Source organism: Bradyrhizobium betae (genome assembly GCF_004123905.1).
Classification (GTDB): Bacteria; Pseudomonadota; Alphaproteobacteria; order Rhizobiales; family Xanthobacteraceae; genus Bradyrhizobium; species Bradyrhizobium betae_A.
The window spans coordinates 69,954-96,232 of record NZ_MZXW01000020.1 but is presented as its reverse complement, the minus strand read 5'-3'; the positions used below and the strand labels follow the sequence as shown (position 1 = coordinate 96,232).

General features: G+C 63.9%; 23 protein-coding genes. 6 read left to right on the top strand and 17 right to left on the bottom strand.

What is annotated here, in order from left to right; translation table 11 throughout:
* The first annotated feature begins 515 nt into the window (after nucleotides 1-515).
* The 3 genes from B5V03_RS17695 to B5V03_RS17685 all read left to right on the top strand — a co-directional run bounded on the left by B5V03_RS17695 (nucleotide 516) and on the right by B5V03_RS17685 (nucleotide 4,098).
* The gene (locus B5V03_RS17695) at nucleotides 516-2,951 is read left to right on the top strand and encodes a PAS domain-containing sensor histidine kinase (protein WP_129271689.1); all 2,436 of its coding nucleotides are present in this window, start codon (nucleotides 516-518) and stop codon (nucleotides 2,949-2,951) included.
* Entirely contained in the window at nucleotides 2,948-3,625 is a 678-nt protein-coding gene (locus tag B5V03_RS17690) for a response regulator transcription factor (RefSeq protein ID WP_129271688.1), read from the top strand. The genes B5V03_RS17695 and B5V03_RS17690 overlap by 4 nt, the downstream gene beginning before the upstream one ends.
* 86 nt (nucleotides 3,626-3,711) lie before the next feature.
* Nucleotides 3,712-4,098, top strand: a complete 387-nt coding sequence (locus tag B5V03_RS17685; RefSeq protein WP_129271687.1) for a response regulator transcription factor — start codon at nucleotides 3,712-3,714, stop codon at nucleotides 4,096-4,098.
* Nucleotides 4,099-4,127: 29 nt separating this feature from the next.
* Here the strand turns inward: B5V03_RS17685 and B5V03_RS17680 are convergent, their stop codons facing one another.
* The 11 genes from B5V03_RS17680 to B5V03_RS17630 form a co-directional block, all read right to left on the bottom strand.
* On the bottom strand, nucleotides 4,128-5,099 hold the full coding sequence (locus B5V03_RS17680) for a tripartite tricarboxylate transporter substrate binding protein BugD (RefSeq protein WP_129271686.1): 972 nt from the start codon (nucleotides 5,097-5,099) through the stop codon (nucleotides 4,128-4,130).
* Nucleotides 5,100-5,184: 85 nt separating this feature from the next.
* Nucleotides 5,185-6,426, bottom strand: coding sequence for a threonine synthase (locus B5V03_RS17675; protein WP_129271685.1), 1,242 nt, complete (start codon nucleotides 6,424-6,426; stop codon nucleotides 5,185-5,187).
* 203 nt (nucleotides 6,427-6,629) lie between these two features.
* Nucleotides 6,630-8,051 carry a dihydrolipoyl dehydrogenase gene (lpdA, locus tag B5V03_RS17670; RefSeq protein WP_129271684.1) on the bottom strand — a complete coding sequence of 474 codons (1,422 nt, stop codon included), beginning with the start codon at nucleotides 8,049-8,051 and terminating at the stop codon, nucleotides 6,630-6,632.
* A 136-nt stretch (nucleotides 8,052-8,187) separates the two neighbouring features.
* Entirely contained in the window at nucleotides 8,188-9,531 is a 1,344-nt protein-coding gene (locus B5V03_RS17665; protein ID WP_129271683.1) for a pyruvate dehydrogenase complex dihydrolipoamide acetyltransferase, read from the bottom strand.
* Between the two features lie 62 nt (nucleotides 9,532-9,593).
* Nucleotides 9,594-10,046, bottom strand: a complete 453-nt coding sequence (locus tag B5V03_RS17660) for a nucleoside deaminase (RefSeq protein WP_129271682.1) — start codon at nucleotides 10,044-10,046, stop codon at nucleotides 9,594-9,596.
* A gap of 2 nt (nucleotides 10,047-10,048) precedes the next feature.
* Complete coding sequence (locus tag B5V03_RS17655; protein ID WP_129271681.1) at nucleotides 10,049-10,351, bottom strand: DUF5076 domain-containing protein; 303 nt, start codon at nucleotides 10,349-10,351, stop codon at nucleotides 10,049-10,051.
* Between the two features lie 3 nt (nucleotides 10,352-10,354).
* The gene (locus tag B5V03_RS17650) at nucleotides 10,355-11,737 is read right to left on the bottom strand and encodes a pyruvate dehydrogenase complex E1 component subunit beta (protein ID WP_129271680.1); all 1,383 of its coding nucleotides are present in this window, start codon (nucleotides 11,735-11,737) and stop codon (nucleotides 10,355-10,357) included.
* Between the two features lie 29 nt (nucleotides 11,738-11,766).
* On the bottom strand, nucleotides 11,767-12,789 hold the full coding sequence (gene pdhA, locus B5V03_RS17645; RefSeq protein ID WP_129271679.1) for a pyruvate dehydrogenase (acetyl-transferring) E1 component subunit alpha: 1,023 nt from the start codon (nucleotides 12,787-12,789) through the stop codon (nucleotides 11,767-11,769).
* A 255-nt stretch (nucleotides 12,790-13,044) separates the two neighbouring features.
* Complete coding sequence (locus B5V03_RS17640) at nucleotides 13,045-14,433, bottom strand: glycerophosphodiester phosphodiesterase family protein (RefSeq protein WP_245502249.1); 1,389 nt, start codon at nucleotides 14,431-14,433, stop codon at nucleotides 13,045-13,047.
* A 138-nt stretch (nucleotides 14,434-14,571) separates the two neighbouring features.
* Nucleotides 14,572-14,889 carry an FtsB family cell division protein gene (locus tag B5V03_RS17635; RefSeq protein ID WP_129271678.1) on the bottom strand — a complete coding sequence of 106 codons (318 nt, stop codon included), beginning with the start codon at nucleotides 14,887-14,889 and terminating at the stop codon, nucleotides 14,572-14,574.
* Between the two features lie 186 nt (nucleotides 14,890-15,075).
* Nucleotides 15,076-15,627 carry an NADPH-dependent FMN reductase gene (locus tag B5V03_RS17630; RefSeq protein ID WP_129271677.1) on the bottom strand — a complete coding sequence of 184 codons (552 nt, stop codon included), beginning with the start codon at nucleotides 15,625-15,627 and terminating at the stop codon, nucleotides 15,076-15,078.
* A gap of 72 nt (nucleotides 15,628-15,699) precedes the next feature.
* On the opposite strand from B5V03_RS17630, the gene B5V03_RS17625 reads away from it, so the two are divergent.
* Nucleotides 15,700-15,981, top strand: coding sequence for a hypothetical protein (locus tag B5V03_RS17625; RefSeq protein ID WP_129271676.1), 282 nt, complete (start codon nucleotides 15,700-15,702; stop codon nucleotides 15,979-15,981).
* Here B5V03_RS17625 and B5V03_RS17620 read toward each other — a convergent pair.
* Both B5V03_RS17620 and eno read right to left on the bottom strand, forming a co-directional pair.
* The gene (locus B5V03_RS17620) at nucleotides 15,965-17,098 is read right to left on the bottom strand and encodes a zinc-binding dehydrogenase (protein WP_129271675.1); all 1,134 of its coding nucleotides are present in this window, start codon (nucleotides 17,096-17,098) and stop codon (nucleotides 15,965-15,967) included. The two genes, B5V03_RS17625 and B5V03_RS17620, sit on opposite strands and share 17 nt — an antisense overlap.
* A 33-nt stretch (nucleotides 17,099-17,131) precedes the next feature.
* Nucleotides 17,132-18,415, bottom strand: a complete 1,284-nt coding sequence (gene eno, locus B5V03_RS17615) for a phosphopyruvate hydratase (RefSeq protein WP_129271674.1) — start codon at nucleotides 18,413-18,415, stop codon at nucleotides 17,132-17,134.
* Nucleotides 18,416-18,541: 126 nt separating this feature from the next.
* Here eno and queF point away from each other — a divergent pair, with 126 nt between their 5' ends.
* Together queF and B5V03_RS17605 are read left to right on the top strand one after the other, a co-directional pair.
* Nucleotides 18,542-19,018, top strand: a complete 477-nt coding sequence (gene queF / locus B5V03_RS17610) for a preQ(1) synthase (RefSeq protein ID WP_129271673.1) — start codon at nucleotides 18,542-18,544, stop codon at nucleotides 19,016-19,018.
* A gap of 16 nt (nucleotides 19,019-19,034) precedes the next feature.
* On the top strand, nucleotides 19,035-19,817 hold the full coding sequence (locus B5V03_RS17605; protein ID WP_164988091.1) for a substrate-binding domain-containing protein: 783 nt from the start codon (nucleotides 19,035-19,037) through the stop codon (nucleotides 19,815-19,817).
* 34 nt (nucleotides 19,818-19,851) lie between these two features.
* Here the strand turns inward: B5V03_RS17605 and glsA are convergent, their stop codons facing one another.
* From glsA to kdsA, 4 genes are all read right to left on the bottom strand, one after another.
* Nucleotides 19,852-21,726 carry a glutaminase A gene (gene glsA, locus B5V03_RS17600; RefSeq protein WP_129271671.1) on the bottom strand — a complete coding sequence of 625 codons (1,875 nt, stop codon included), beginning with the start codon at nucleotides 21,724-21,726 and terminating at the stop codon, nucleotides 19,852-19,854.
* 141 nt (nucleotides 21,727-21,867) lie between these two features.
* Complete coding sequence (locus B5V03_RS17595) at nucleotides 21,868-23,961, bottom strand: methyl-accepting chemotaxis protein (protein ID WP_129271670.1); 2,094 nt, start codon at nucleotides 23,959-23,961, stop codon at nucleotides 21,868-21,870.
* Nucleotides 23,962-24,106: 145 nt separating this feature from the next.
* Nucleotides 24,107-25,318: an MFS transporter gene (locus B5V03_RS17590; protein WP_129271669.1), complete on the bottom strand. Its 1,212-nt coding sequence runs from the start codon at nucleotides 25,316-25,318 to the stop codon at nucleotides 24,107-24,109.
* Nucleotides 25,318-26,169, bottom strand: a complete 852-nt coding sequence (kdsA, locus tag B5V03_RS17585) for a 3-deoxy-8-phosphooctulonate synthase (RefSeq protein ID WP_129271668.1) — start codon at nucleotides 26,167-26,169, stop codon at nucleotides 25,318-25,320. Before kdsA ends, B5V03_RS17590 begins: the two co-directional genes overlap by 1 nt.
* Nucleotides 26,170-26,279: the final 110 nt, after the last annotated feature.

Below are 26,279 nucleotides of genomic sequence, written 5' to 3'. Positions count from 1 at the left end.
ACAACCTTTTGCAGCAGGACCACGCTCGGAGTGTTCAGGCGTATCGCACATCATCCTCTCCTCTGGGCTCTCATGATCGTGGCTACGCGCGTACGCTTATGCACGGCCATCCACGCTCGTTATTGAAATGCGGCCTCTCAATCGTGACTCGCTCATCATGCGGCAGTCGGGGCAACGGACGCGGGGTTCGGCGCTCTGAGCTCGAGCTAATCGCCGGCTTATGCCTCGCCATCGCGTCCCTCGATTGATCGTGAGACTAATCCGCATGCAACGGATCGCTCAATTGTACGGAGGTTAATGTGCGCTATGACTAGGAATGCGCGAGCTATACGTAGGTTTGTCCCGTAGTTTTCCGGACCTTCGCCGCGCGCCTTCGCAACGAGACGGCGCAAGGCCGGCAGGCTGCACGGCGACCGCGAGTTTCGGTGCGGAGTTCTACTTTGGTCGCAGGGAATTGCTCCCCTTGTTGCAAAGTGCTCTACTCGCTTCGACCCTAGCGAGCCGGGACGCCTGCGATGATGCCTGGCCAAATCGCGAAATTTGGCAATTCGGCCGCGCAATTGCTGCTCGGCGGCCTCGCGGCGCTACGATCTTTCGGCAACGGCGAGAAGGACAGCCCCGCGGTCGGAGATAACTCGCGACAAGACGCCGTCGGTCTACGCGACGCCGTGAAGCAATGGCGCGAGGTGTTCGAGCACAATCCGGTCATGTACTTCATGGTCGATCCGGCCGGAACGGTGCTCAACGTGAATACATTTGGCGCCGCACAACTGGGCTACACGACGGCCGAGCTGATCGGCAAACCCGTACTGAACGTCTTCTTCGAGGAAGACCACGACTTGGTTCGTCAATGCATCGCCTTGTGCCTTACGACCGTGAACCAGTCGCATACCTGGGAGATTCGCAAGTTCCGGAAGGACGGCTCGGTGCTCTGGGTCCGAGAAAACGCCAAGGCGATGCTGCGCGGCGACGGCATGCCGATCCTGCTGGTCGCGTGCGAGAATATTACCCAGCGCAAGGAGGCAGAGGATGCGCTGCGGCAAAGCGAGGCCTATCTCGCCCAGGCTCAGGAATTAAGCCACACCGGCAGCTTCGGCTTGAGCCTCGCGACCGGCGAGGCCATCTGGTCGCAGGAGACGTTTCGTATCTTCCAATGCGACCTGGCGACGAAGCCGACCCTGAACTTCGTCTTTCAACGCATCCATCCGGAAGATCGCGATATGGTCCGCAGGACCCTCGATCGGGCCTCGCGCCTGGCGGAGAATTTCGACCACGAATACCGCCTGCTGATGCCGGACGGTTCGGTGAAATATCTCCATTCCGTGGCACGCGCGGTCCGACGCGCATCCGGGCATATCGAGTTTGTCGGGGCTATATCCGATGTCACAATTGCGAAGGAATCGGAACAGAGGCTGCGTCGCAGCGAAGCCTATTTGGCAGAGGCCCAACGCCTCAGCCAGACCAGCAGCTGGGCCTGGGACGTTGATCGTCAGCAGTTCGCCTACCGCTCGACTGAACTCTATCGCCTGTTCGGGTTTGAGCCGGACCAGGTCGATGTGCCGGCCCGGGCTTTTCAGCAACGCATCCTCCCGGAGGATTTCCAACGGATCGTCGAGGTGGAACGTCAGGCCGTCCTCCGGAAGGAACCTTTCGAAGTTGACTTTCGTATTGTCCGCCCGGACGGATCGATCCGACGAGTCCATACCGAGGGACATCCCGTCGTCGGCAGCGACGGCGAAGTGAGGGAGATCATCGGTACCCACGTGGACGTCACCGAGCGGGTCGCAGCAAAAGAGGCCCTGCAACGGGCATTTGATGAACTCAAGACATCCGAGCAGCGATTCCGCGACTATGCTGAAACTGCATCGGACTGGTTTTGGGAGAGCGGGCCGGATCATCGCATCACGCAGATATCGGAACACACCGATGCGGCCGGTGCTGCGCCGACGGGGTTGATCGGCCTGACCCGTTGGGACATTCCGCCCGATGCCGAACTCGACCCCGGGAAGTGGGAGCAGCATCGCGCGGCGCTTGACGCCCACCTCCCGTTCCGCGATCTGGTTTACCGCGGCAGAGATCGCAACGGATCTCCCATTTACGTGCGCACCAGCGGCAAGCCGTTACATGACGCGGACGGGCATTTTCTCGGCTATCGGGGCGTCAGCAGCGACGTGACTGCGGCAATCCGCGCCGAGCAGGCTGAAGAAGCGCTGCGCATAGCGCAGGCCGAGCTCGCCCATGTCACGCGCGTCACGACACTCGGCGAACTCACCGCCTCGATTGCCCACGAAGTCAACCAACCTCTTGCAGCCGTGATCTCCAATGCGGACGCCTGCATCGGCTGGCTTGGTCGCGAACCGGCCAATCTGGATGCCGCTCGCCGTTCCGTGGAATGGATTGTCGAGGACGCCAATCGAGCCAGCGAGGTGATCCGCCGGATCCGGGCGCTTGCGAAGAAGACCGAGATCGAGATGGTTCCACTCGACATCAATCAGGTCGTCAGGGAGGCGATGGCCCTCGTTCGGCACGAGCTCGCGACCCATTCCGTGTCGGTGCGAATGGAGTTATCGTCCGGCCTGCCCAGGATTTGCGGCGATCGGATCCAGCTGCAGCAGGTGCTGATCAACCTTGTCATGAATGGGATCGAAGCCATGCAAGCCAATGTCGACCGTCCGCGCGAGCTGGCGATCCGCTCCACTCGGGTTGACGAGGACGGCGAAGGCCATCTGCTCCTCACCGTGAGAGATCGCGGTGTCGGCCTTGGCAGCGACGTGGCGGACCGCATCTTCACGCCGTTCTTCACCACAAAGTCGGGTGGCCTGGGGATGGGACTATCGATCTGCCGATCGATCATCGAAGCTCACGCGGGCCGGCTTTCGGCCCTCTCCGAAGAGGGGAGCGGTGCAACATTCCGGATTGCCCTGCCCTTCCCGCACGAGGACACGTCGTGACCGACCACGCCAAGCCGATACAGGCGCAGGCACAGGCGAGCGCCGATGATCCGATCGTCCTGATCGTCGATGACGATCCGTCGATGCGACGTGCGCTCACCAATCTCTTTCAATCGGTCGGCCTCAGGGTCGAGGCTTTCGGCTCAGCGGCGGAGATCATGGAAGCCAAGCCGCCGGCGGTGCCCAGCTGCCTCGTGCTCGACATCCGCCTGCCGGGCTCAAGCGGCTTCGACATCCAGGCGGACCTCGCAAAGGCCAACATTCACACGCCCATCATCTTCATCACCGGTCATGGCGATATTCCCATGACCGTCAGGGCCATGAAGAGCGGCGCCATCGATTTTCTGACGAAGCCGGTGCGCGACCAGGACATGCTGGATGCGGTTCAGGCTGCGATCGAACGAGATCGCAAGCGGCGCGATGCCGACAAGTCGGTCGCCGGAGTGCGGTCCCGCTTCGAGGGCCTGACCGCGCGCCAGCGCGACATCCTCGCTCTGGTCGCGTCCGGCCTGATGAACAAGCAAGTCGCAGCCGAGCTTGGACTGGCTGAGATTACCGTCAAGATCTACCGCGGGCAGATCATGCGGAAAATGGGCGCCAAATCATTGGCCGATCTCGTCAGAATGACCGAGGCGCTCGGAGTCCCACACCCTAGGGGAAACGTGCAAACCTAAGTATGCTTTTCAACCTCGCTTAGAGGGCCCACTTTCCGATGGGCGCTGCACCATGATCGGCGGCTCCCCGATCAGGAGCGATCATCTTGTCAGTCCCTTCGATCATTTCCGTCATTGACGATGATCCATCAGTCCGCCTTGCGACCGACAATCTCCTGACGTCGCGGGGATACAAGGTCTACATCTTTGGCTCTGCTCGCGATTTTCTCCAATCGGCCGAACTGAAGACCACATCCTGCGTGATCGCCGATGTGCAGATGTCGGCCATGAGCGGCGTTGATCTGTTGATGCATATGCGTGGCCTCGGTCAACGCACGCCGTTCATCTTCATGACGGCCTTTCCCGACGATGCCGTACGCGACCGCGCGCTGAAAGCTGGCGCCATCTGCTTTCTCGCGAAGCCGTTCTCCACGCCAGCTCTGATGCAATGCCTGGAGACGGCCCTGTCGGGGCCCGGTGCAGCTAAAACGTAACGCGGCCGCATACGAAGAGGCATGGTGCCTCAATCCACCTTGATGTTCGCCGCCTTGATCATCGGCCACCATTTTGCGATCTCGGCCTTCTGGCGGGTGCCGAGCGCTTCGGGCGTGAGCTGGTCCTGCGGCGTCATCTCCAGGCCCTGGCTTTCGAGCTGCTTCTTCACCGCGGGATCGTTCAGCGCTTCCACGGCCGCGGCGTTCAGCCTGGTGACGATCTCCTTCGGCGTGCCCTTCGGCACCCACATTCCCGACCATAGCGTCATGTTGAAGCCTTTGAGGCCCGCCTCCTCCGCGGTCGGAATCTCCGGCGCGGAAGCGAGCCGCTTGTCGTCAGTAATAGCGTAGGCGCGGATGGTGCCGGCGCGGACCTGGTTGATGGAGTTGGAAGTCTGGTCGACGATCACGTCGATCTGTCCGGCGATGAGATCGTTCAGCGCGGGCGCGGTGCCGCGATACGGCACGTATTGCAGCTTGATGCCGGAGACGCTCTCGAAATAGACGCCGGCGATGTGGCTGCCGGAGCCTGCGCCGGCGGTGCCGGCGGTCGGCGGCGACGGGCGTGATTTCAGCCATTCGATCAACTCTTTCAGCGAGGTCGCGGGCACGGCGGTCTTGCTGACGACGATCATCGGGTTGCTCGGCAGCAGCACCACCGGCTCCAGATCGGCGACGAGGTCGTATTTGAGCTTGTAGACGGCGCCGTTGGCGACGTGGGTGCCGAGATGGCCGAAGGAGATGGTGTATCCGTCCGGCGGTGACTGCACGGCACGGCCGACGCCGATCGAGCCGCCCGCACCGGTAACGTTCTCGATCACCAGCGGCTGGCCGAGCGAGGTCCGCATTCGCTCGGCGAGCACGCGCGCCATCGCATCCGACGGGCCGCCGGCCGCGAAGGGAACGATGATGGTGATGGGATGCGAGGGATAATCTTCGGCGCGCGCGGCGCCCGTGAGAGCGAGAATACCGACCAGCCCGGCCCAGATGGCCTTCTTCATTGTCGTCTCCCTGCGATGTATTCTTGTTTTTGTCTCTTCCCGCGTACGGGAAGAGGGATCGTTCGTGAAGAGACGAAATGACGCGCTAGAACTGCGTGTAGTCGATCGGCTTGTGGCGATCGAGCGCGCGGTCGACCTTCGGCAGCGGGTACTTCAGCCCGGTCGCGCAGTTGAACAACATCACGCGGTCACCCTTCGAGACGCGGCCGTCGGCGAGGCTGTCCTTGTAGGCGGCGTAGGTCGCGGCGCCCTCGGGGCACAGCAACAACCCCTCCTCGCGCGCGACCTCGCTCAGCGCCTCCGAGATCTTGTCGTCGTCGACCGCAATGGCAAAGCCCTTGCTCTCGCGCACGGCGCGCAGAATGAGAAAATCGCCGATCGCCTGCGGCACGCGGATGCCCGACGCAATGGTGTGAGCGTCCTCCCAGCGCGTGGCGTGCTCGGTGCCGGCGTCATAGGCGCGCACCATCGGCGCGCAGCCGGAAGCCTGGACAGCGACCATGCGCGGGCGCTTCGAGCCGATGAAGCCGATCTTCTCCAGCTCGTCAAAGGCCTTCCACATGCCGATCAGGCCGGTGCCGCCGCCGGTCGGATAGAAGATCACGTCGGGCACATCCCAGCCGAGCTGCTCGGCAAGTTCGAGGCCCATCGTCTTCTTGCCTTCGATGCGGTACGGCTCCTTCAGCGTGGACGTATCGAACCAGCCGACCTTGGCCTTGCCCTCGCCGACGATCTTGCCGCAATCATCGATATAGCCGTTGACGCGGTAGACGGTCGCGCCCTGCAGCTCGATCTCGCTGACGTTCACCTCCGGCGTATCGGCCGGGCAGAAAATCGTGGTCTTGATGCCGCAGGATGTCGCATACGCCGCGAGCGCCGCGCCGGCATTACCATTGGTCGGCATCGCCATGTGCTTGATGCCGAGCGCCTTGCCCATCGACACCGCCATCACCAGGCCGCGCGCCTTGAACGACCCGGTCGGCAGCCGTCCCTCATCCTTCACGATGATCTCGCCGCCGCCGAGCTTCTTCCCGAGCTTGGGCAGCCGGATCAGGGGCGTCGTGACCTCGCCGAGCGAAACGATGTCCGCGCATTTGCGCACCGGCAGCAGCTCGCGATAGCGCCACATGTCGGCGGGACGCTGGCTCAGTGCGTCCTTGGTCAGCGCCTTCTTCACGCCCGCGAGGTCGTAGCGCACCAGCAAGGGCTTGCCGGCCTTGGAGAGGTTGTGAACCTGGTCGGCGGCGTAATGATCGCCTTCCATCGCGCATTCGAGATGGGTGACGAAGGTCGGGCGTTCGATGGTGAGGTTGTCGTTGTCTTGCATGGGTTCTTCCCTCGTTCTTGTTCTCGTGTTTCGCTATTAGACCCGTCACCCTGAGGTGCGAGCCATGCGGCGCAACGCGCGGTATGGAGAGCCTCGAAGGGCGACGAGCCCGGCTGCTGCATCGCGGCCGTTCATCCTTCGAGGCTCGCCGAAGGGGCGAGCACCTCAGGATGACGGGTCGGGAGCGGCGCAGCCAACTCCCGTCAAATATTCAACACCCGCCCATACGCATCCAGCACCGCTTCCTTCATCATCTCCGACAGCGTCGGATGCGGGAACACCGTGTGCATCAGCTCCTCTTCCGTCGTCTCCAGATTCATGGCGACGACGTAGCCCTGGATCAATTCGGTCACCTCCGCGCCGACCATGTGGGCGCCGAGCAGCTGGCCGGTCTTCTTGTCGAAGATCACCTTAACCAGACCCTGGTCCTCGCCGAGCGCGATGGCCTTGCCGTTGCCGACGAAGGGGAAGCGGCCGACGCGGATCTCGCGGCCGTTCTCCTTGGCCTTGGCTTCCGTCAGACCGACCGAGGCCACTTGCGGCTGGCAATAGGTGCAGCCCGGGATCATGTTCTTGTCCATGGGATGCGGATGCAGGCCCTTGATCGCCTCGACGCAGATCACGCCCTCATGCTCGGCCTTGTGCGCCAGCATCGGGGGACCCGCGACGTCGCCGATGGCGTAGATGCCGGGGACATTGGTCTTGCCGTAGCCGTCGATCACGATGCAGCCGCGGTCGGTTTTGACACCGAGCTTTTCGAGGCCGAGATTCTCGATGTTGCCGACCACGCCCACCGCCGAGATCACGCGCTCGAACTCGGTGGTGACGGGCTTGCCCTTGCCGTCGTCGATGGTGGCGACGACGCTGTCGGCCTTCTTCTCCAGCTTCGTGACCTTGGTCGAGGACATGATCTTGATGCCCTGCTTCTCCAGCCGCTTGCGCGCGAGGCCGGCGATCTCGGCGTCCTCGACGGGCAGGATCTGCGGCAGCACCTCGACCACGGTGACGTCGGAGCCCATGGTGTGGAAGAACGAGGCGAACTCGATGCCGATCGCACCGGAGCCGACCACCAGCAGCGATTTCGGCATCTTCTCCGGGACCATCGCTTCAAAATAGGTCCAGATCAGCTTCTTGTCGGGCTCGAGCCCCGGCAGCACGCGTGGCCGCGCGCCGGTTGCGACAATGATGTGTTTGGCCTGATAAGCCCCCTCGCCGAGCGCGCCTTTGGGCGCATCGACGTCGGATTTCTTCACGGTGACCTTGCCGGGCGCGTCGATCGAGGCCGCGCCCCAGATCACGCTCACCTTGTTCTTCTTCATCAGGAAGCCGACGCCGTCGTTCAACCGCTTCGAGACGCCGCGCGAGCGCTGCACCACGGCCTTCGGATCGAACGAGACATTGTCGGCCGAGAGGCCGTAATCCTTGGCGTGCTGCATGTAATGGTAGATCTCGGCGGAGCGCAGCAGCGCCTTGGTCGGGATGCAGCCCCAGTTCAGGCAGATGCCGCCGAGATAGGATTTCTCGACGATCGCGACCTTGAAGCCGAGCTGGGCGGCGCGAATGGCCGTGACATAGCCGCCGGGGCCGGAGCCGATGATGATGACGTCGAAGGATGTGTCGGCCATGCCTAGCGCTCGTTCTCGTTTCAACCGGCCTCAATCTTCGAGACCGTCATTGCGAGGAGCTCTTGCGACGAAGCAATCCAGTCTGCCGGTTACGCCCTGGATTGCTTCGCTTCGCTCGCAATGACGACGCGATTTATCACACCATCATCATGACGGGGTTTTCGATCAGCTGCTTGAAGGCGCCGATCAGCTCGGCGCCGAGCGCGCCGTCGATGGCGCGGTGATCGCAGGACAGCGTCACGCTCATCATGTGCGCGATCTCGATCTTGCCGCCGCGCACGACGGGACGCTCCTCGCTGGTGCCGACCGCAAGGATGGTCGCATGCGGCGGGTTGATCACGGCGGTGAAGTGGCTGATGCCGAACATGCCGAGGTTGGAGACGGCCGTGGTCCCGCCCTGGTACTCTTCCGGCTTCAGCTTGCGCGAACGCGCGCGCGCGGCAAAGTCCTTCATCTCGTTGGAGATGGTGGAGAGCGTCTTGGTCTCCGCTTTCCGGATGATCGGCGTGATCAGGCCACCGGGCATCGCGACCGCAACGCCGACGTCGGAATGATGGTGCTTGACCATGCCGCTTTCGGTCCAGCTGACGTTGCAGTTCGGGATCTTCTGCAGCGCCACCGCCATCGCCTTGATGACGAAGTCGTTGACCGAGATCTTGTAGAGCGGCTTCTTCTCCTTGTCCTTGGGCGCAGCCGCGTTGATCTCCTCGCGCGCTGCGAGCAGTTTTCCGATGTCGCAGTCAATGGTGAGGTAGAAATGCGGGACGTTCTGGATCGACGCGGTCAATCGTTGGGCAATCGTGCGGCGCATGCCGTCATGCGGGACGACCTCGTAGGAGCCGGGCTCGAACAGCGACAGGATCTGCTTGTCCGACATGGTCGGCGCGATCGAGGGCGCACCAGATGGCGCCGCGGCGGGCGCCTTGAGGCCCTTGCCGGACTTGGCCTGCTCGACGTCGCGGGCGACGACGCGGCCGTGCGGACCGGTGCCGGTGACCATCGACACATCGATGCCGGCGTCCTTGGCGAGACGGCGCGCCAGCGGCGATGAGAACACGCGGCCGGCATGGCCGTTGCCCTGCGCGGCCGGCGCTGCGGCCTGCGGCGCCGGAGCAGCGGCGGGTGCCGGTGCAGCCTTGGGCGCAGCGGGGGTCGGCGCAGCCGCGGGAGCTTCAGCGGCTTTCGGTGGTGCGGCCGACGCGCTGGGCTTGGCGCTACCCGCAGCCTTGACGTCCTCGCCCTCGCCGGCGAGCACCGCGATCACGTCGTTGACCGGGACATCCTGCGTGCCCTCGGGCACGAGAATCTTCGCGATCGTGCCCTCGTCGATGGCCTCGACCTCCATGGTCGCCTTGTCGGTCTCGATCTCGGCGATGACATCGCCGGATTTGACCTTGTCGCCCTCCTTCTTCAGCCACTTGGCGAGGTTGCCCTTCTCCATCGTCGGCGAGAGAGCGGGCATCAGGATGTTGATGGGCATGCTGACCTCAAGAAGAACTTTGCAAAAATTCGTCCCCGAAAGTGAGAACGAACAGACCAGGTTTAGTTGCCGATGTCGCCTTGCCACAGGCGCTCATTGGCCGGAACGGAACGCCAATTCTTCATCATGGTGATGGAGCGGTCGTCGGCAAGGTCGATCCAGGGGATGCCGAACTTGTCGAGAATGTCCTTGGATCCCTCGAAGGTGACGGATTCCCCGATTACCACCAGCTTCACCTTGAACAAAGCGAGCGCGCCGGCGCACATCGAACATGGCGACAGCGTGGTGTACATGATCGTGTCGTGGAACGAGATCGCGCCGGCTTCGCGCAGGCAGCTCATCTCGCCGTGCAGGATGACGTTGTTCTCCTGCACGCGGTTGTTGTGACCGCGGGCGATGATCTTGTTGTCACGCGTCAACACGGCGCCGATCGGCAGGCCACCCTGCGCAATCGAGTCCTGCGCCTCGCGGATCGCCTCGAGCATGAAATCGAAATGATAGGCTTCGATCGCCATGGTCAGTGCCCCTTCCCGCGCGGCGTCGTGGTGCCGGTATCGGTCGGACGCTCGATCTCGGCCTGGAACATTTCCAGGATCCGGTTCAAGGCGTCTTCCTCGGTATATTCGCTCTCGCGCGCATAGGCGCGCGCGGCGTGGCGGGCGAGATCAACCAGCAAGAGCCCCCACATGTCGGGCTCCTCGAAAGCCCGCTGGAACGCCATCGACAGCCCGCCATCCAGCACGAACACGCGCAGGATCTCGACCGCATCATCGCGGGCGAGAACGTCGGGTGGCAATGGCTGCTCCTTCGGGCCCGTCATGGCCTACCTGTAGCAGACGGCTTTGGCGGCCTCGACCACTTCCGCGGCGGAGGGCAGCGCAAGCTTCTCCAGGTTCGCTGCATAGGGCATCGGCACATCCTTGCCCGAGACGCGCGCAACCGGCGCATCGAGATAGTCGAAGGCGTTCTCCATGATGCGCGCGGCGATTTCGGCGCCGACGCCGCTCTGGGCCCAGCCCTCTTCCACCGTGACGGCACGGCCGGTCTTCTTGACCGAGTTGATGATGGTCTCGGTATCCATCGGGCGCAGCGTGCGCAGGTCGATCACCTCGGCCTCGATGCCCTCCTTGGCGAGTTCGTCGGCGGCCTTGAGCGCGTAGCTCATGCCGTTCGACCACGAGATGATGCTGACATGGCTGCCGGAGCGCACGATGCGCGCCTTGCCGATCGGGATCACGAAATCGTCGAGCTTCGGCACTTCGCCGGTGTGCCCGTACAGCATTTCGTTCTCGAGGAAGATCACCGGATTGGGATCGCGGATCGCGGCCTTGAGCAGGCCCTTGTAATCGGCGGCCGAGAACGGCGCGACGACTTTCAAACCGGGAACGCTCGAATACCAGGCCGAGTAGTCCTGGCTGTGCTGGGCGGCGACGCGCGCGGCGGCGCCGTTCGGCCCGCGGAACACGATCGAGCAGCCCATCTGACCACCGGACATGTAGAGCGTCTTGGCCGCCGAGTTGATGATCTGGTCGATCGCCTGCATGGCGAAGTTGAAGGTCATGAACTCGACGATCGGCTTCAGCCCCGTCATGGCGGCACCGACGCCGACGCCGGCAAAGCCGTGCTCGGTAATCGGGGTGTCGATGACACGCTTGGCACCGAATTCCTGGAGCAACCCTTGCGTCACCTTGTAGGCGCCCTGATATTCCGCGACCTCTTCGCCCATCACGAAGACGTCGGCGTCGCGGCGCATCTCTTCGGCCATGGCGTCGCGCAGCGCTTCGCGAATGGTCTGGGTGATCATCTCGGTGCCGGCGGGCACTTCCGGATCGGGCTCGGCGACAGCCTGCGGCGCGGGCGCAGCCTTGGGTGCGGGCGCTTCAGCCTTTGCAGCGGCGGGCGGCGCGGACTCCGCAGCCTTCGCGGCCGGCGCGGGCGCCTTGGCGAGATCAGCCGCGCTCTCGCCGTCGGCGAGAATGGTCGCGATCGGCGTGTTCACCGCAACGTCTGCGGTCCCTTCCGGGATCAGGATCTTGCCGAGCGTACCCTCGTCGGTCGCCTCGACCTCCATGGTCGCCTTGTCGGTCTCGATCTCGGCGATCACGTCACCCGACTTGATCGTCTCACCCTCTTTTTTCAGCCACTTGGCAAGGTTGCCCTTTTCCATCGTGGGCGACAACGCGGGCATCAGCACTTGAATTGGCATATCGGCTCCAAAAGAAAGCTTGCGCGCGTTCAGCGGTAAACGTCGGTCCAGAGCTCGGCGGCTTCCGGCTCGGGATCATGCTGGGCAAAGTCGGCGGACGCGTTGACGATGTCGCGCACCTCGGCGTCGATCGCCTTGAGATCGGCCTCGCTGACCTTGGCCGCCAGCAGGCGGTTGCGCACCTGCTCGATCGGGTCCTGGTCATGGCGGACCTTCTCGACCTCCTCGCGCGTGCGGTATTTTGCAGGGTCGGACATCGAGTGGCCGCGGTAGCGGTAGGTCTGCATTTCCAGAATGTAGGGACCCTTGCCGTCGCGACACCAGGCGGCGGCCTCGTCGCCCGCCGCCTTCACGGCACGAACGTCCATGCCGTCGACCTGCTTGCCGGGAATATTGAAGGACGCGCCGCGCTTCGAGAAATCCTGCTGCGCCGAGGCGCGCGAGACCGAGGTGCCCATGGCGTAGCGGTTGTTCTCGATGACGTAGATCACCGGCAGCTTCCAGAGCTCCGCCATGTTGAAGCTCTCATAGACCTGGCCCTGGTTGGCCGCGCCGTCGCCGAAATAGGCGACGCTGACATTGTCGTTACCACGATAGTGGTTGGCGAAGGCCAGGCCCGTGCCGAGCGAGACCTGGGCACCGACGATGCCGTGACCGCCGTAAAAGTGCTTCTCCTTGCTGAACATGTGCATGGAGCCGCCCTTGCCCTTGGAATAACCGCCGCGGCGGCCCGTGAGCTCGGCCATGACGCCGTTGGCGTCCATGCCGGTGGCCAGCATATGGCCGTGATCGCGATAGCCGGTGATGACCTGATCACCCTGCTTCAGGGCCATCTGCATGCCGACGACCACGGCCTCCTGGCCGATATAGAGATGGCAGAAGCCGCCGATCGCACCCATGCCGTAGAGCTGGCCGGCCTTTTCCTCGAACCGCCGGATCAGGAGCATCTCGCGGAGTGCCTTCAGCTCCTGCTCCTTGGTGAATTCCGGGGGCGAACCGCCGTCAATCTTGTCCTGTGCAGCGCCTGCGGCGGCTTTCTTGGGTGCGGCCATGGGAATTCCGGGTCAGAGAAAACTTCAGCCCTCTCTAACCCAAGTCAAACGCCCTTGGAAAGCACCGCAACGGAATAGCACGATTTTCATTATGCCGCAGTGCAACGTGGCCGAAACTTTGCAAAACCTTTGGGCTTGATTAGGCAACATTTGCTCCCCGCCAGCAGAGCGGGGAGCAAGAAGCCAATGCAAAAAAATCAGACACGCTGTCGTTGGTATCAGAGGCGAGATCTCGCCTCCGATTCGCCGTTCCGACTACCAGCCGAGCTCGCGCAAATATGTTGCGCGGGCGGCAACGCCGGTATGCGTGAAATCGGTGAAGACCCCGTCGACGCCGAGACGGAAGAATTTGAGATATTCAAGGCTGGGATCGCCGCGATAATCGGCAGCCAGATATTTCTTCTCGTTCCGGAACGTGAAGACGTGCACGAACAGGCCGAGCTTGTGCGCGTCGGCGATCAGGCTGGTCGCGCCCTGCGTCGAAGCGTCCGGCGTTGATCCCTTGTAAGGCGTGCCGTCGGCGTTGCTGTCCTTCCACGGCGCGATCTTGAGCGGAACGATATAGGCCTTCCACGGACCGATACCGTCGGCATAGGTCTTGATCTCGGCCAGGCCCTCAGGCGTCAGCATCGCATCATACAGGCGCGCATCGCCCGCAACTGTCCAGTCGAACGGACGGGAGTTGGTGATGTTGTTGAGCAGAACTTTTCCAGTCTTGAAGTCGATGCCGTTGCCGTCGATGAGCTGCACCTGCCGCGTCTGAAGGCCGTGGCTGCGCATATATTTCAGGCTGCCGGGCTCGAAGCTCTGAACCAGGATCGGCGCCTCCTTGGTGTTGAGACCGTTATCCCCAATGATCTTGATCAGGGCATCTTCGAGCGGATGGCTGCCGGCGGCGCCGCAGCCATTCGCAATCGCCTGGGCATTGTTCCAGGTCGGGTTCTTGGTCTCGGGATAGACCAGGATGGAACGCCCGGTCTCCTTGCTCCTGGCCTTGGCGATGTCGATGACGTCCTGGAAGCTGATGACCGGGAATTTGCCGTTGAAGACTTTTGGCCGCTCGTTGGCCGCATCATAGGTGGTGCCGCCGATCCAGCCCTTCAGCTCGGCCATGGTGAAATCGGTAATCGACCAGTCGTTGGTGTGGTCCTCACCATCGACGACCAATGACTTCAACACTGATTTGGGGTCGGAGGGATCGGTGAGATCCGTGAGATAGTCGGCAGGCACGCCGGACGCAGACGGGGCCTTGACGCGCACGCCTGATACTGTGCGCTTGCGCGCCGCCACGGCCGCATTGGTCTTTGCGACCTCGGCAACGTTGGTGTTGTCGCTCAGCCAGGGGTTATGACGCACGACCAGGACGCAATCCTTGGTCAGGTGCAAATCCTCTTCGAGCGCGTCGGTCCCGAGCGCAGCGGCGAGCTCATACGACGCCTCGGTCTCTTCAGCGACCAGCCCCGGCACGCCGCGATGTCCGAGGATCAGCGGCGCCTTGCCATCGACGGTCAGGAAGGGTTTTGCGGCTGACGGCGCCGGGCCGGTCTGTGTGAAGGCCGACGATAGCGGGACGAACGCCAAGGCAGCCGCACCGAGCAGCATAGCTCCCATACGCACCGTCGGTCGTGAACGATTGTCCCGCATAACTAGTCTCCGTCTTTGCGCAGGATCGCGTCGAATGCCGAGCTTGCCGTCTTGTCCCAATTCTCTGACAGGCGGATGACGAAAAGCGAAGGTGATTTCTCACCTGTATGCTGCGATGCCGGGCTCGCGACGCGTTGATTAGTTCTGCGGGATCATCCGAACCAGATCATGCGGATTGACATAGTCGAGCTGGAACCGGGCCCGCTCGTCCAGCATGTCAGGATCAATCCGTGACGTGCGCAGCAGCGAGACGCGCTGCTCGCTCCGGGCGCGCTCGCGCTTGAGCTGGGCCAGTTCGCTGGTCAGCGCGATGATCTCCTGGTCCAGTTCCTGGCGGGCGTTGAGGCCGTATTTGCCGGTATAGGCGTTGACGCCGAAATAGCCGACGATGGCTGCCGCCATCGCATAGAGGGCAAGGCCGGTCAGGATCGATTTCAGGCGCGCGCGGGAGACCATCTTGGGAAGATGGGGCAGCTTGGTTAAGGGAGTGCTAACTGCGCCATGCCCGCGGGCCGGAACGGGGGCACACTGTCTCCACGCGTCATGGCCGGGCTCGTCCCGGCCATCCACGTCCTCTGCCTGCAATGACGAAGAGCGTGGATGCCCGGGACAAGCCCGGGCATGACGGAGAGCTGGGTGGCCTCAGCCGTGATGCTTCGCCACGTGCGCGGCGAAGGCGTCGATATAGGCCTGGAGCACGGGCTTCAGGGAGTCTTTGGTCAGGTTACCCTCCGCATCGAAGGCGTCGCCGACAGCATTCAGATAGGCTTCCGGCTGCTGCATGATCGGGCCGGAAATGCCCGGCAGGATGTTCTGCAGCGTCTTGGCAGCGCTGACGCCGCCGAGCGGGCCCGGCGAGTTCGAGATGATGCCGACCGGCTTGCCGTTGAACGAGCTCTTGCCATAGGGCCGCGAGGCGACGTCGATGGCGTTCTTGAGCACGCCCGGGATGGCGCGGTTGTATTCGGGCGTCACGAAGATGACGCCGTCGGACTTCTGGAGTTTTTCGCGGAAGGCCAGCCAGTCCGCTGGCGGTGCGCCCTCGAGGTCCTGGTTGAAGAACGAGATGCCCGCCGGCGTCATGACCTCGAGCTTGAGTGAGCTGGGTGCGAGCTTTGCCAGCGCATTGGCGACCTTCAGCGAGAAGCTGTCCTTGCGCAGGCTGCCGGCGATCACGACGATGTTGTAGGCCATGGATTATCCTCGAGGGCTTGAGTGGGAGTGCCGGACGGCACTTAAGCGATCCGGACCGATGGATGCAAGTGCATGAACCGATCGGGTTTGGAAACGCTGAGTTTCGTGAAAGCGGATGGTCGCGCCTGCCCACCATGGCACCATACCCCTGTTTTGCCCGACGGCGCAACTTTTATTCGGTATCACCGAAATCCGGAATCGCTACCGATTTCTACTGTGCATGGGGTTGTTTTCGACATTTTTGTTTGGACAGGCCGTTCCGCAGGATGCCGCGCCCGTAAAAACAATCAGGCCGCCAAGAGGCAGCCTGATCTCCAGCGCAAATCGCACGTCACGATTATTTATTCGGGTTGATGAGGAATTTTTCGCCGGTGGCCCGTTTCGCATACACTGCGATGTTGGCGGGATCGAGCGCCTCTTGAAGCGACACCACCTTGGTGTAGTGGCTCGCAAAGGTGGTCTTCAATTCGTCGACCACGCGCTGGCGCAGTCTGGCGCCGTCCGCCTGCCCGATCTTCATCAGGAACGGAAACAGCAGCCAGCCGCCGACGCCCCAGGCCATGCCGAAGCCGCGCGGCAGCTCGATCGGGCGGATGTCGAGCCCGCCGTAGACATAGACCTGCTTGTGCACGTTGGAGCCGTAACGGCTGTACTCCTTCGCGGTCTTGTTGATCGCGATTTCCATGCAGTTGAGGATGTCGCCGGCAAGCCTGCCACCGCCGATGGCGTCGAAGGCGATGGTGGCGCCGGTCTCGACCAGCGCGGCCGTGAGATCGTCGAGGAAATCAGGTGCGCTGGAATCGACGACGTGCTTGGCGCCGATCTTCTTCAGGATCTCGGCCTGCTCCTTGCTGCGGACGATGTTGACCAGCGCAATGCCGTCCTTGATGCAGATCTTGTTCAGCATCTGGCCGAGATTGGAGGCGGCCGCGGTGTGCACCAGCGCCTTGTGGCCCTCGCGCCGCATGGTCTCGGTCATGCCGAGCGCGGTGAGCGGATTGACGAAGCAGGAGGCGCCTTCCGCCGGCGTGGTGCCTTCAGGCAGCGGCAGGCACTCACGCACTTTCAGGGTACGGTACTGCGCATACATCGCGCCGCCGATCATGGCGACGGTCTTGCCCATCAGCGCCTTCGCGGCATCGGACGAACCGGTGCGGATGACGACGCCCGCGCCTTCGTTACCAACCGGCATGGATTCGTCGAGCCGTGCTGCCATCGCCCGCATCGCGCCTTCCGGCACCTTCGCGGTGATAACAGGGGCATCCTTGCCACCGGAAGCCTTCGCCGTGCTCATGTCGGCCGCGCCGATCAGGAGCCCGAGGTCGGACGGATTGATCGGCGCCGCCTCGACGCGGACGACGACCTCGTCCGGGCCGGGCTCGGGGGTCGGCACGTCGAGCAGAGAGATTTCGAGCTCGCCGCTCTTTTTGATCAGCGAACGCAGTTGCAGGCCGGTCTTGCCGTCGCTCATATCGATCCTCCCTGGTCTTGTTGAAGCGCTGGCTTATGCCAGCGCCTTCAGTGCCGCCTTGCCGCCGTAGAGCGCCTGCTTGCCGAGCTGCTGCTCGATGCGCAGGAGCTGGTTGTATTTGGCGGTGCGATCGGAACGCGCAAGGGAGCCGGTCTTGATCTGACCGCAATTGGTAGCGACCGCGAGGTCGGCGATGGTGGAATCCTCGGTTTCGCCGGAGCGGTGCGACATCACCGAAGTGTAGCCGGCCTTGTGGGCCATCTCGACGGCGGCCAGCGTCTCGGTCAGCGTGCCGATCTGGTTGACCTTGATCAGGATCGAGTTGGCGCGGCCGGCTTTGATGCCTTCGGCGAGACGCTTGACGTTGGTGACGAAGAGATCGTCGCCGACCAGCTGGCACTTCTTGCCGATGAGGTCCGTGATCTCCTTCCAGCCGTCCATGTCGTCTTCCGACATGCCGTCCTCGATGGTCACGATCGGATAGCGGCCGACGAGGTCGGCGAGGTACTTCGCCTGCTCGGAGATCGAGCGGGTCTTGCCTTCGCCTTCATAGACATACTTGCCGTCCTTGAAGAACTCGGTCGAGGCGCAGTCGAGGCCGATGACGATGTCGGTGCCCGCCTTGTAACCAGCCTTGCCGATCGCGTTCATGACGAATTCGAGCGCGGCATCAGCCGACGGCAGGTTCGGGGCAAAACCGCCCTCGTCGCCGACATTGGTGTTGTGGCCGGCCTTCTTCAATTCGGACTTCAGCGTGTGGAACACCTCCGCGCCGTAGCGCAGGCCCTCGGCGAAGGAGGACGCGCCCACGGGGAGGATCATGAACTCCTGGAAGTCGATCGGGTTGTCGGCATGCACGCCGCCATTGATGATGTTCATCATCGGCACCGGCAAGAGGCGCGCCGAGGTGCCGCCGACGTAACGGTAGAGCGGCATGTCGAGCGAGTTCGCGGCAGCCTTCGCGCAGGCGAGCGACACGCCGAGGATGGCGTTGGCGCCGAGCCGGCTCTTGTTGGGCGTCCCGTCGAGGTCGATCATGATCTGGTCGAGCTGGGCCTGCTGCTCGACATCGAGACCGCTCAGGGCCTCGAATATCTCGCCGTTGACGGCGCCGACCGCCTTGGTGACGCCCTTGCCGAGATAGCGGGCCTTGTCGCCGTCGCGCAGTTCCACCGCCTCATGGGCGCCGGTCGAGGCGCCAGACGGCACCGCAGCGCGGCCGAGCGCGCCATCTTCCAGCACGACGTCGACCTCGACGGTGGGGTTGCCACGGCTATCGAGAATTTCGCGGCCGATGATGTCGATGATGGCGGTCATGGGAGCCTCTTTCCGGGGAACAAGGGGGGCAGTTGGCGCTGCTTCTACCGCAATGCATCGAAGTGGAAAAGGCCGGGTGACGGCCGCCCGATGATTGGCTAAGAGGGCCGCACCGGAGGCGGCCTCATGTCGAAAAAACCCAGCAAATCGAACAATTCCCCTGCTCTGCAGCTTGGCCGCGCCGTGGAATGGCCCGATACGCCCGAGAAGGCCAAGCTCGACCGCGTGCCCAATCCGCAAGCGGACACCGACTATCTGGTCCGTTTCACCGCGCCGGAATTCACCTCGCTCTGCCCGGTCACGGGCCAGCCGGATTTCGCCCATCTGATGATCGACTACGCGCCGGGCCAATGGCTGCTGGAGTCGAAATCGCTCAAACTCTACATCGCGAGCTTCCGCAATCATGGCGCCTTCCACGAGGATTGCACCGTGATGATCGGCAAGCGCATCGCAGCCGAGATCAAGCCGAAATGGCTGCGCATCGGCGGCTACTGGTATCCGCGCGGCGGCATCCCGATCGACGTGTTCTGGCAGACCGGCCGCGTGCCGAAGGGCATGTGGGTGCCCGAGCAAGGTGTCGCGCCGTATCGCGGGCGGGGTTAGTTGGAGACAAATGACGATGACATCGACATCAGCAACATTCCGCAACCTCGCCTTGGGCCTGCTGGGTCTCGTGTGGCTCACCGGCGCGTCCGACGCTGCCGAAGTCCGGGTGATGATTTCAGGCGGCCTGACGGCGGCCTATCAGGCGCTCGTGCCGGAATTCGAGAAAGCCACCGGCAACAAGGTGCTGACCGCCTACGGGCCGTCGATGGGCACCACCACCAATGCAATCCCGGTCCGGCTCGATCGCGGCGAGGCGGCCGATGTGTTGATCATGGTGGGCTATGCCCTCACCGATCTCGCCGGCAAGGGCAAGGTCGTTGCCGGCAGCCAGGTTGATCTCACCAAATCGCCGATCGGAGTTGCCGTGAAATCAGGCGCGCCGAAGCCGGACATCAGCTCGGTGGAGGCGGTCAAGCGCGCGCTGCTCGCGGCGAAGACCATCGCCTATTCGGACAGCGCCAGCGGCGTCTACGTCTCGACCGAGATGTTCGAGAAGCTCGGCATTGCCGATGTCATGAAGGACAAGGCGCGCAAGATTCCGGCCACTCCGGTCGGCGAGATCGTCGCGCATGGCGAGGCCGAGCTCGGCTTTCAGCAGATCAGCGAGCTGAAGCACGTCAAGGGCATCGACATCGTCGGACCGCTGCCGAACGAGTTGCAGAAGATCACGATCTTCTCGGCGGGGATCGCCACCGGTTCGAAGGAGCCCGAGGCCGGCCGGGCCTTGATCAAATTCCTCGCCTCCCCCGCCGCGCGCGATACGATCATCGCGAGCGGCATGGAGCCGATTCCCTGAGCGAATTGGCGCAGCCCGCTGTGTGGTCGCGTCCTTAGTACGCGCTCAGCAGGTCAACCTTGGCGTTGGCGGCGACCAGCCGGCGCGCCAGGATCGCGGCAAGGTTGCGCATGATCTTCAGCGACGTCTCCGGATGCACGCGCCGATAGTCGGCAAAACTGTCGAGCGGCAATTCGAGGCAACTGACGGGTGTGTCGGCGACGACGTCGGCGCTGCGGCTTTGCTCCAGGATCGCCATCTCGCCGAATGCCATGCCGGGCCCGAGTGACGCAAGGCGCACGCCGCTCGGCAGCTTCACGCTGACCATGCCGCTCTGGAGGAAGAACAGCGAATTGGCGGGCTCCCCGGCGGCGATGATGCGCTGGCCGGCGCCGTAGTTGCGCGTGGTGGACAGCTTGATGATCGCGGCGATCTCGTCGGCCTCGAGCTCGCCCAGCAGCGCCTGTTCGCCGAGATGGGCGCTCTCCTTGACATCGGTGAAGCCGCCGAAGCGGTAGATCACCTGGTCCTCGGCCCATTCGATGGCATCGTCGAGCAGCGCAAACCGCCGCAGCCGTCGCGGCTCCGGCGTGCGTGCCGAAATCGCGGCCCACACCGCAGACGTCTGTTCGAAGCCCGACAGAATGGTGATGACGCCGGCATTGCCGAGCGCAGTCAACGTCTCGCCGAGCAACTCGGCGCCGGCCGCGGTGATGTCGGGGACGCGGCGGAAATCGATGATCAGCAGCGGCGCGTTCGGCGGCTCGCTGGTGAGCCTTCGCGTGACGTAGTCGATGGTGCCGAAGTTCATCGCGCCGACCAGCTCGAGCACGCGGATGTCGCTGTGGCGCTCGTCGAGGATCTGCTGCTCGCGCGGCTGGCGGCTGCGGCGCGACGAGATGCCGTAAATGTCGTAATCCGCCATGATGCTGGTGCGGACGTCGGCATTGCGGTTGAGCATGTGCAGGTCGAACCGCGCCGACAGCGCTTCGCAGACCTTCAGGCCCCGCGCGCTGTTGAAATGGTTGTCCAGCAGCGGCGAGAAGGTGCCGAGCCCGAGCTGCGAGGGCAGCGCCGCCACGATGCCGCCGCCGACACCGCTCTTGGCGGGGATGCCGACGCGATAGGTCCACTCGCCGGCATAGTCGTACATGCCCGAGCTCGTCATCACCGACAGCGTACGCGCAACGATGTGCGGCGTGATCACCTGCACCCCCGTCACCGGATTGATGCCGCGGTTGGCGAGCGTCGCCGCCATCACCGCGAGATCGCGCGCGGTGACCAGGATCGCGCATTGGCGGAAATAGACGTCGAGCACGGCATCGACGTCGTCGGGCAGCACCGCGTAGTTCCGCAGCAGCCAGGCAATCGCCCGGTTACGATTGCCTGTTGCGGTCTCCGACGCGTGCACGGCCTCGTCAACGCCGAGCTCGCGGCCGGCGAACGCGCCGAGCTTTGCGCGGACGCGCTCGAAGGCGCCCTTCCCGTCGACCTCGTAGATCAGGCCCGAGCAGGCGATGGCGCCGGCATTGACCATCGGGTTGAACGGACGGTTGTCGTTGGTGAGCCGGATCGAATTGAAGGCCTCGCCGCTCGGCTCGACGCCGATAGTGGCCGCCACCCGCTCCTCGCCGACCATCTCCAGCGCCAGTGCGAAGACGAACGCTTTCGAGACCGACTGGATCGTGAACGGTACCGCGCTGTCGCCGACCTCATAGACATGGCCGTCGATGGTAACGAGCGCGATGCCGAAATGGTCGGGGTTGGCACGCTGCAGCTCGGGGATGTAGTCGGCGAGCTCGCCCGAATGATCGGTACGGAATTCCGCGTGGCAATCGGTCAGGAAACGCCGGAGCGGTGGCTTGGTGGGATATCCGGTCGATCGGCGCGCGCTGGCGGCACTGGGCGAACGGCTGGTCTGGGCGTCCACGATCTCACACCTCGATTCGCCCAAAATCGAAGCAATTCGTGTGCCATGTATACCGGAGGCCAACGTGACACGGTGACGCGAGAAGGCCCACTGCAGCCTGATTGCGACGGACCCTCGGAATTACCGCCCCTCTCGCCAGGCTTACGCGACCGCCCTTACCTGGCTGATGAAGCCGTCGACCTCCGACGTCAGCGAAGACGACTGGCTGGACAGATTGGCTGCGGCCTTCAGCACGCCGGAGGCGGCGCGGCCGGTCTCGTCGGCTGCCGACGAGACGCTGGCGATGTTGCGCGTCACGGTCGAGGTCGCTTCCGCCGTGTGCTGCACGGTGTTGGCGATCTCGGCGGTGGCCTTGTTCTGCTCCTCGATGGCCGCGGCGATGACGCGGTTTATGCTCGAGACTTCCTCGATGGTCTTGACGATGCCGTCGATCGCCGAGACCGCCCTCTGCGTCGCACCCTGGATCTCCGTGATCTGGGCGCTGATCTCCTCAGTGGCCTTCGCCGTCTGTGAGGCCAGGTTCTTCACCTCGCTCGCCACGACCGCAAAGCCCCGGCCGGATTCACCGGCGCGGGCGGCTTCGATGGTTGCGTTCAGCGCCAGCAGATTGGTCTGGCCGGCGATCGAGGTGATGAGGCCAATGACCTCGCCGATGCGATCGGCGCCGTCGGCGAGCGCGCGCATGGTGCTGTCGGTCTCCTTGACGGTGACCACGGCCTGCTCGGTGGCCCGCGTCGCCTGCTCGACCTGGCGGTTGATCTCGCGAATGGAAGCGTTGAGCTCTTCGGCCGCAGCCGCGACTGTCTGCACGCCGCTGCCGACCTGATCGGCAAGGGTCGAAGCCGAGCCGGCCTGGGTCTGGGCTTCGGCTGCCGTGCCCGACATCGAGCGCGCCGTCGTCTCCAGCTCGCCCGATGCGCTCGACAGCGCCTGCACCATCTGGCCGATGCGGCTTTCGAACTGCCGCACGAGGCCGGACATTTCGGATGCCCGCTTCTCCTTGTCGGCGCGCTCGACGGCCTGATCGCCGGACAGGCGCTCGGCATTGATCATGGCGTCCTTGAAGACTTGCAACGCGGCGGCCATGCGGCCGATCTCGTCATTGCGGTCGAGGCCCGGCACTTCGCCGGCAAAATCATGCGCAGCGAAACGGGTCATGATTCCGGTGATCGCGGTGAGCGGACGCGTCACCCGGTTACGCATCAACATCATCCCGCCGATCGTCAGCGCCAGCGAGGCCGGCACCAGCAGGCCGAACAGGATCAGCGTGACGCGGGCGCGCGAGGCGCCGTCCTCGGCCCGTGAGATCATGTTGGCGAGCGCGGTCTGCGTGACGATGACGACGTTGTTGGCGCCGACAAGCTGGCGATCGCGGTAGTCGATGCCGGCGACGCCGGCGGGCTCACCCGCCAGCAGCTTGGTGGCAATGGCATTGCGCTCGTCGCTGAGCGCGCCGGAGATTTCCGGCTCCGCGTTACGGATCGCCTGGAGCAGTTCGGGCGAGGCCACATTCGGGCTGAGGTCACGCACCACGAGCCAGGACTGCTGGATGCGGCCGCGGAGATCGGCGAACAGGACACCATCGGCAGCGGTCCAGGTCTTGTTGGCGAGGATCGAGGAGAACTGAACGAGAATGGTCTGGCCGGCATTGGCACGGGCCTGCCAGGAGGCCTGCTTGGCGATCAGGAGACGATCGACCACGGGATCGATCAGCGTCATCGCATTGTCGACATGGGCGGTGACGTCGCCGATCGCGTCCATATAAGCGTCGCTGACCTTGGCCCAGCCCGGCGTCAGGTTGGCTTCACGCGCGCTCTTCTCCTGCTTCAGCGCAGTGATCGCGCGCGGCCGCAGCTCCTCGAGCTGCGCCCAGATGCCGCGGAGCTTGTCGAGCTTCTCGGTGAGGCCGGGCGCATCGACCGAGGCGAGGCTCTGCAAAGCCTGCGCGTAATTCTTCGTCACAGTCGCGCGCTGCTCGGCGAGGCTGCTCATGACGCTGTCGGGCGCGGGAGCGGCCGCCGCGAGATAGCTCAGCGTGTCACCGCGCTCGAGGCGAAAGATCACCAGCGTGTTGGTCAGGTCGCGGCTGGCGACGGCGAGCGAGACGATGCGGTTGCTGTCCGCATAGCGCGCCACCGCCAGCTTCAGGGCGTAGGTGCAGATGACGACAAGGATGAGGCCGAGAGACCCAACCACCGCCCCGAGGATACGGGCGACCGAACGCTGCTTTTGCATCTGACGATCCGATTGCGTGATGCCGCAACCGGCGGCTTGCGGGCACTCTAGGAATCGAAGGATGAGATTTGATTTAAGATTGAACGGACTTGGCTACCGTTCCTCCACGGGGAAACTACGGGTAATCGGTAATTTGATACTTCCGTCAGGCCCGCGCGTCCGACGGTGCTCGCGGCTTGAGCAGCCGGGACCAGACCAGACCCAGCACCAACATGATCGCAGCGCTCGTGAACAGGGTCGGCCCCTTGCCGGCATGCGCAAGCCCGAAACCATAGGCGAGCGGCCCGACCGTCTGGCCCATGAAGAAGAAGAAAGAGTGCAGCGACATCGCGGTCGCACGCGCCTCGATCGTCAGCTCGCTGGCGAACACCTGCAAGCAGCCATGGATCATGTAGAAAGCCCAGCCCATCGCCAGCATGCTGGCGAATTGCAGCTTCCAGCCGGGACCGAAGGCGAGCAGACCAAGCTGGAGCGCCACGATGCTGCCGCCCGCGATCATCATGCCCTTGACGCCGAGCCACGGCAGCATGCGCGACACCGTAAAGGTGTAGAGCAATCCGCCGACCGCAAAACCTGCGATCACAATGCCCGCGATCGACAGCGACTTCTCGCCGAGATCGAACAGGAACGCGGCGATGAAGGGAAACAGGCCCAACACGCAGCAGCCCTCGATGAATACGGCGGAGTAGCAGTAGCGTGTGTTGGGATTGGCGAAGATGGTGCGATAGCCCTGCCGCAGGGTTTTCAGGTCGGTCTTCGGCGGCGGAGTCAGCGCGGCGCCGCGAAAGCCTGCCGCAACCGCAACAGCTGCAATCAGGCCGAGCGCGCCGAGGATCACGAGCACGCCGCGCCAGCCGATGAAATCGCCGATGATGCCGCTGGCGGATGCGCCGAGCAGATTGCCGGTCATCGACCCCGCCATCGTGCGCCCGATTGCGACCTGCCGCTTGGCGGGCGCGACGAGGTCGGCAGTCAGGCCGAGCGCGACGGGAAACACACCGCCGGAGGCGATACCGGCCAGGATGCGGGTCGCGAACAGGCCCGAGAAGGACGTGGCGAGCGCACCCAGAATACAGGCGACGCCGAGCAGCGCCAGGCACAGCGTCATCAAGCGCGCCTTGCCGAACAGATCAGCGGCCGCGCCGATCGCCGGCTGCACCAGCGCGTAGATCAAGGCGAAGCCGGCCGCGATGCTCGCAGCCGTGGTGATGCTGATCGAAAAATCCTCCGCGACATGCGGCAGCACGGGATCGAGTGCCCGTGTCGACAAGGCGGCGGAGAATCCGGCAAGCGCGATGATGTTGATCGCCGGCGGAAACTTCTGGTCTTGGGACGGCTTGGTCACCGGCTGGTGCATCAGCGCGTGGTGCCTTTCGCCAGCGCGTCGAACGCCATCAGCCTGGCGATCAGTCCCTCGAACTCACGCAACGGCACCATGTTGGGACCGTCGGACGGCGCGCGATCAGGGTCGGGATGGGTCTCGATGAAGACACCGGCGACACCGACAGCGACAGCCGCGCGCGCCAGCACTGGCACGAATTCGCGCTCACCGCCCGACGACGTCCCCTTCCCGCCCGGCTGCTGCACCGAGTGGGTCGCATCGAATATCACGGGCGCACCGGTGGTGCGCGCCATGATTGGCAGCGCGCGCATGTCCGAGACCAGCGTATTGTAGCCGAAGGAGGCGCCGCGCTCGGTGACAAGCACGTTGGGATTGTTCGCAGCCGTGATCTTGGCGACGACATTGGCCATGTCCCAGGGCGCCAGGAACTGGCCCTTCTTGACATTGACGACCTTGCCGGTTGCAGCCGCCGCCAGCAGCAGATCGGTCTGCCGGCACAGGAAGGCGGGGATCTGAAGGACGTCCACGGCCTGCGCCACCTCGGCGCATTGCGCGGCATCATGCACGTCGGTCAGCACGGGCAGGCCGAGCGAGGAACGGATCTCGGCGAAGATCGGCAGCGACTGCGCGAGCCCGAGGCCGCGCGCCGCGGAGGCGCTGGTGCGGTTGGCCTTGTCGAACGAGGTCTTGTAGACGAGGCCGATGTTCAGCCGCGCGGCGATCTCCTTCAGCGCGGAGGCCACCTCAAGCGCATGCTGGCGGCTTTCGAGCTGGCAGGGCCCGGCAATGATCGAGATCGGCAGATCATTGCCGAACTTGATCGTGCCAATGCTGACGACCGGCGCGGCGGATGTCGAAGAGCTCAAGGCAAATCCCTCGTTTCGGCGCGACCATAGCCACCATCAGGGTCGGATCAACCCCATTCGCCCCGGGCTGCCAGAATATCAGGGTTGCGCCGGGGTTCCCCGGCGCGCCG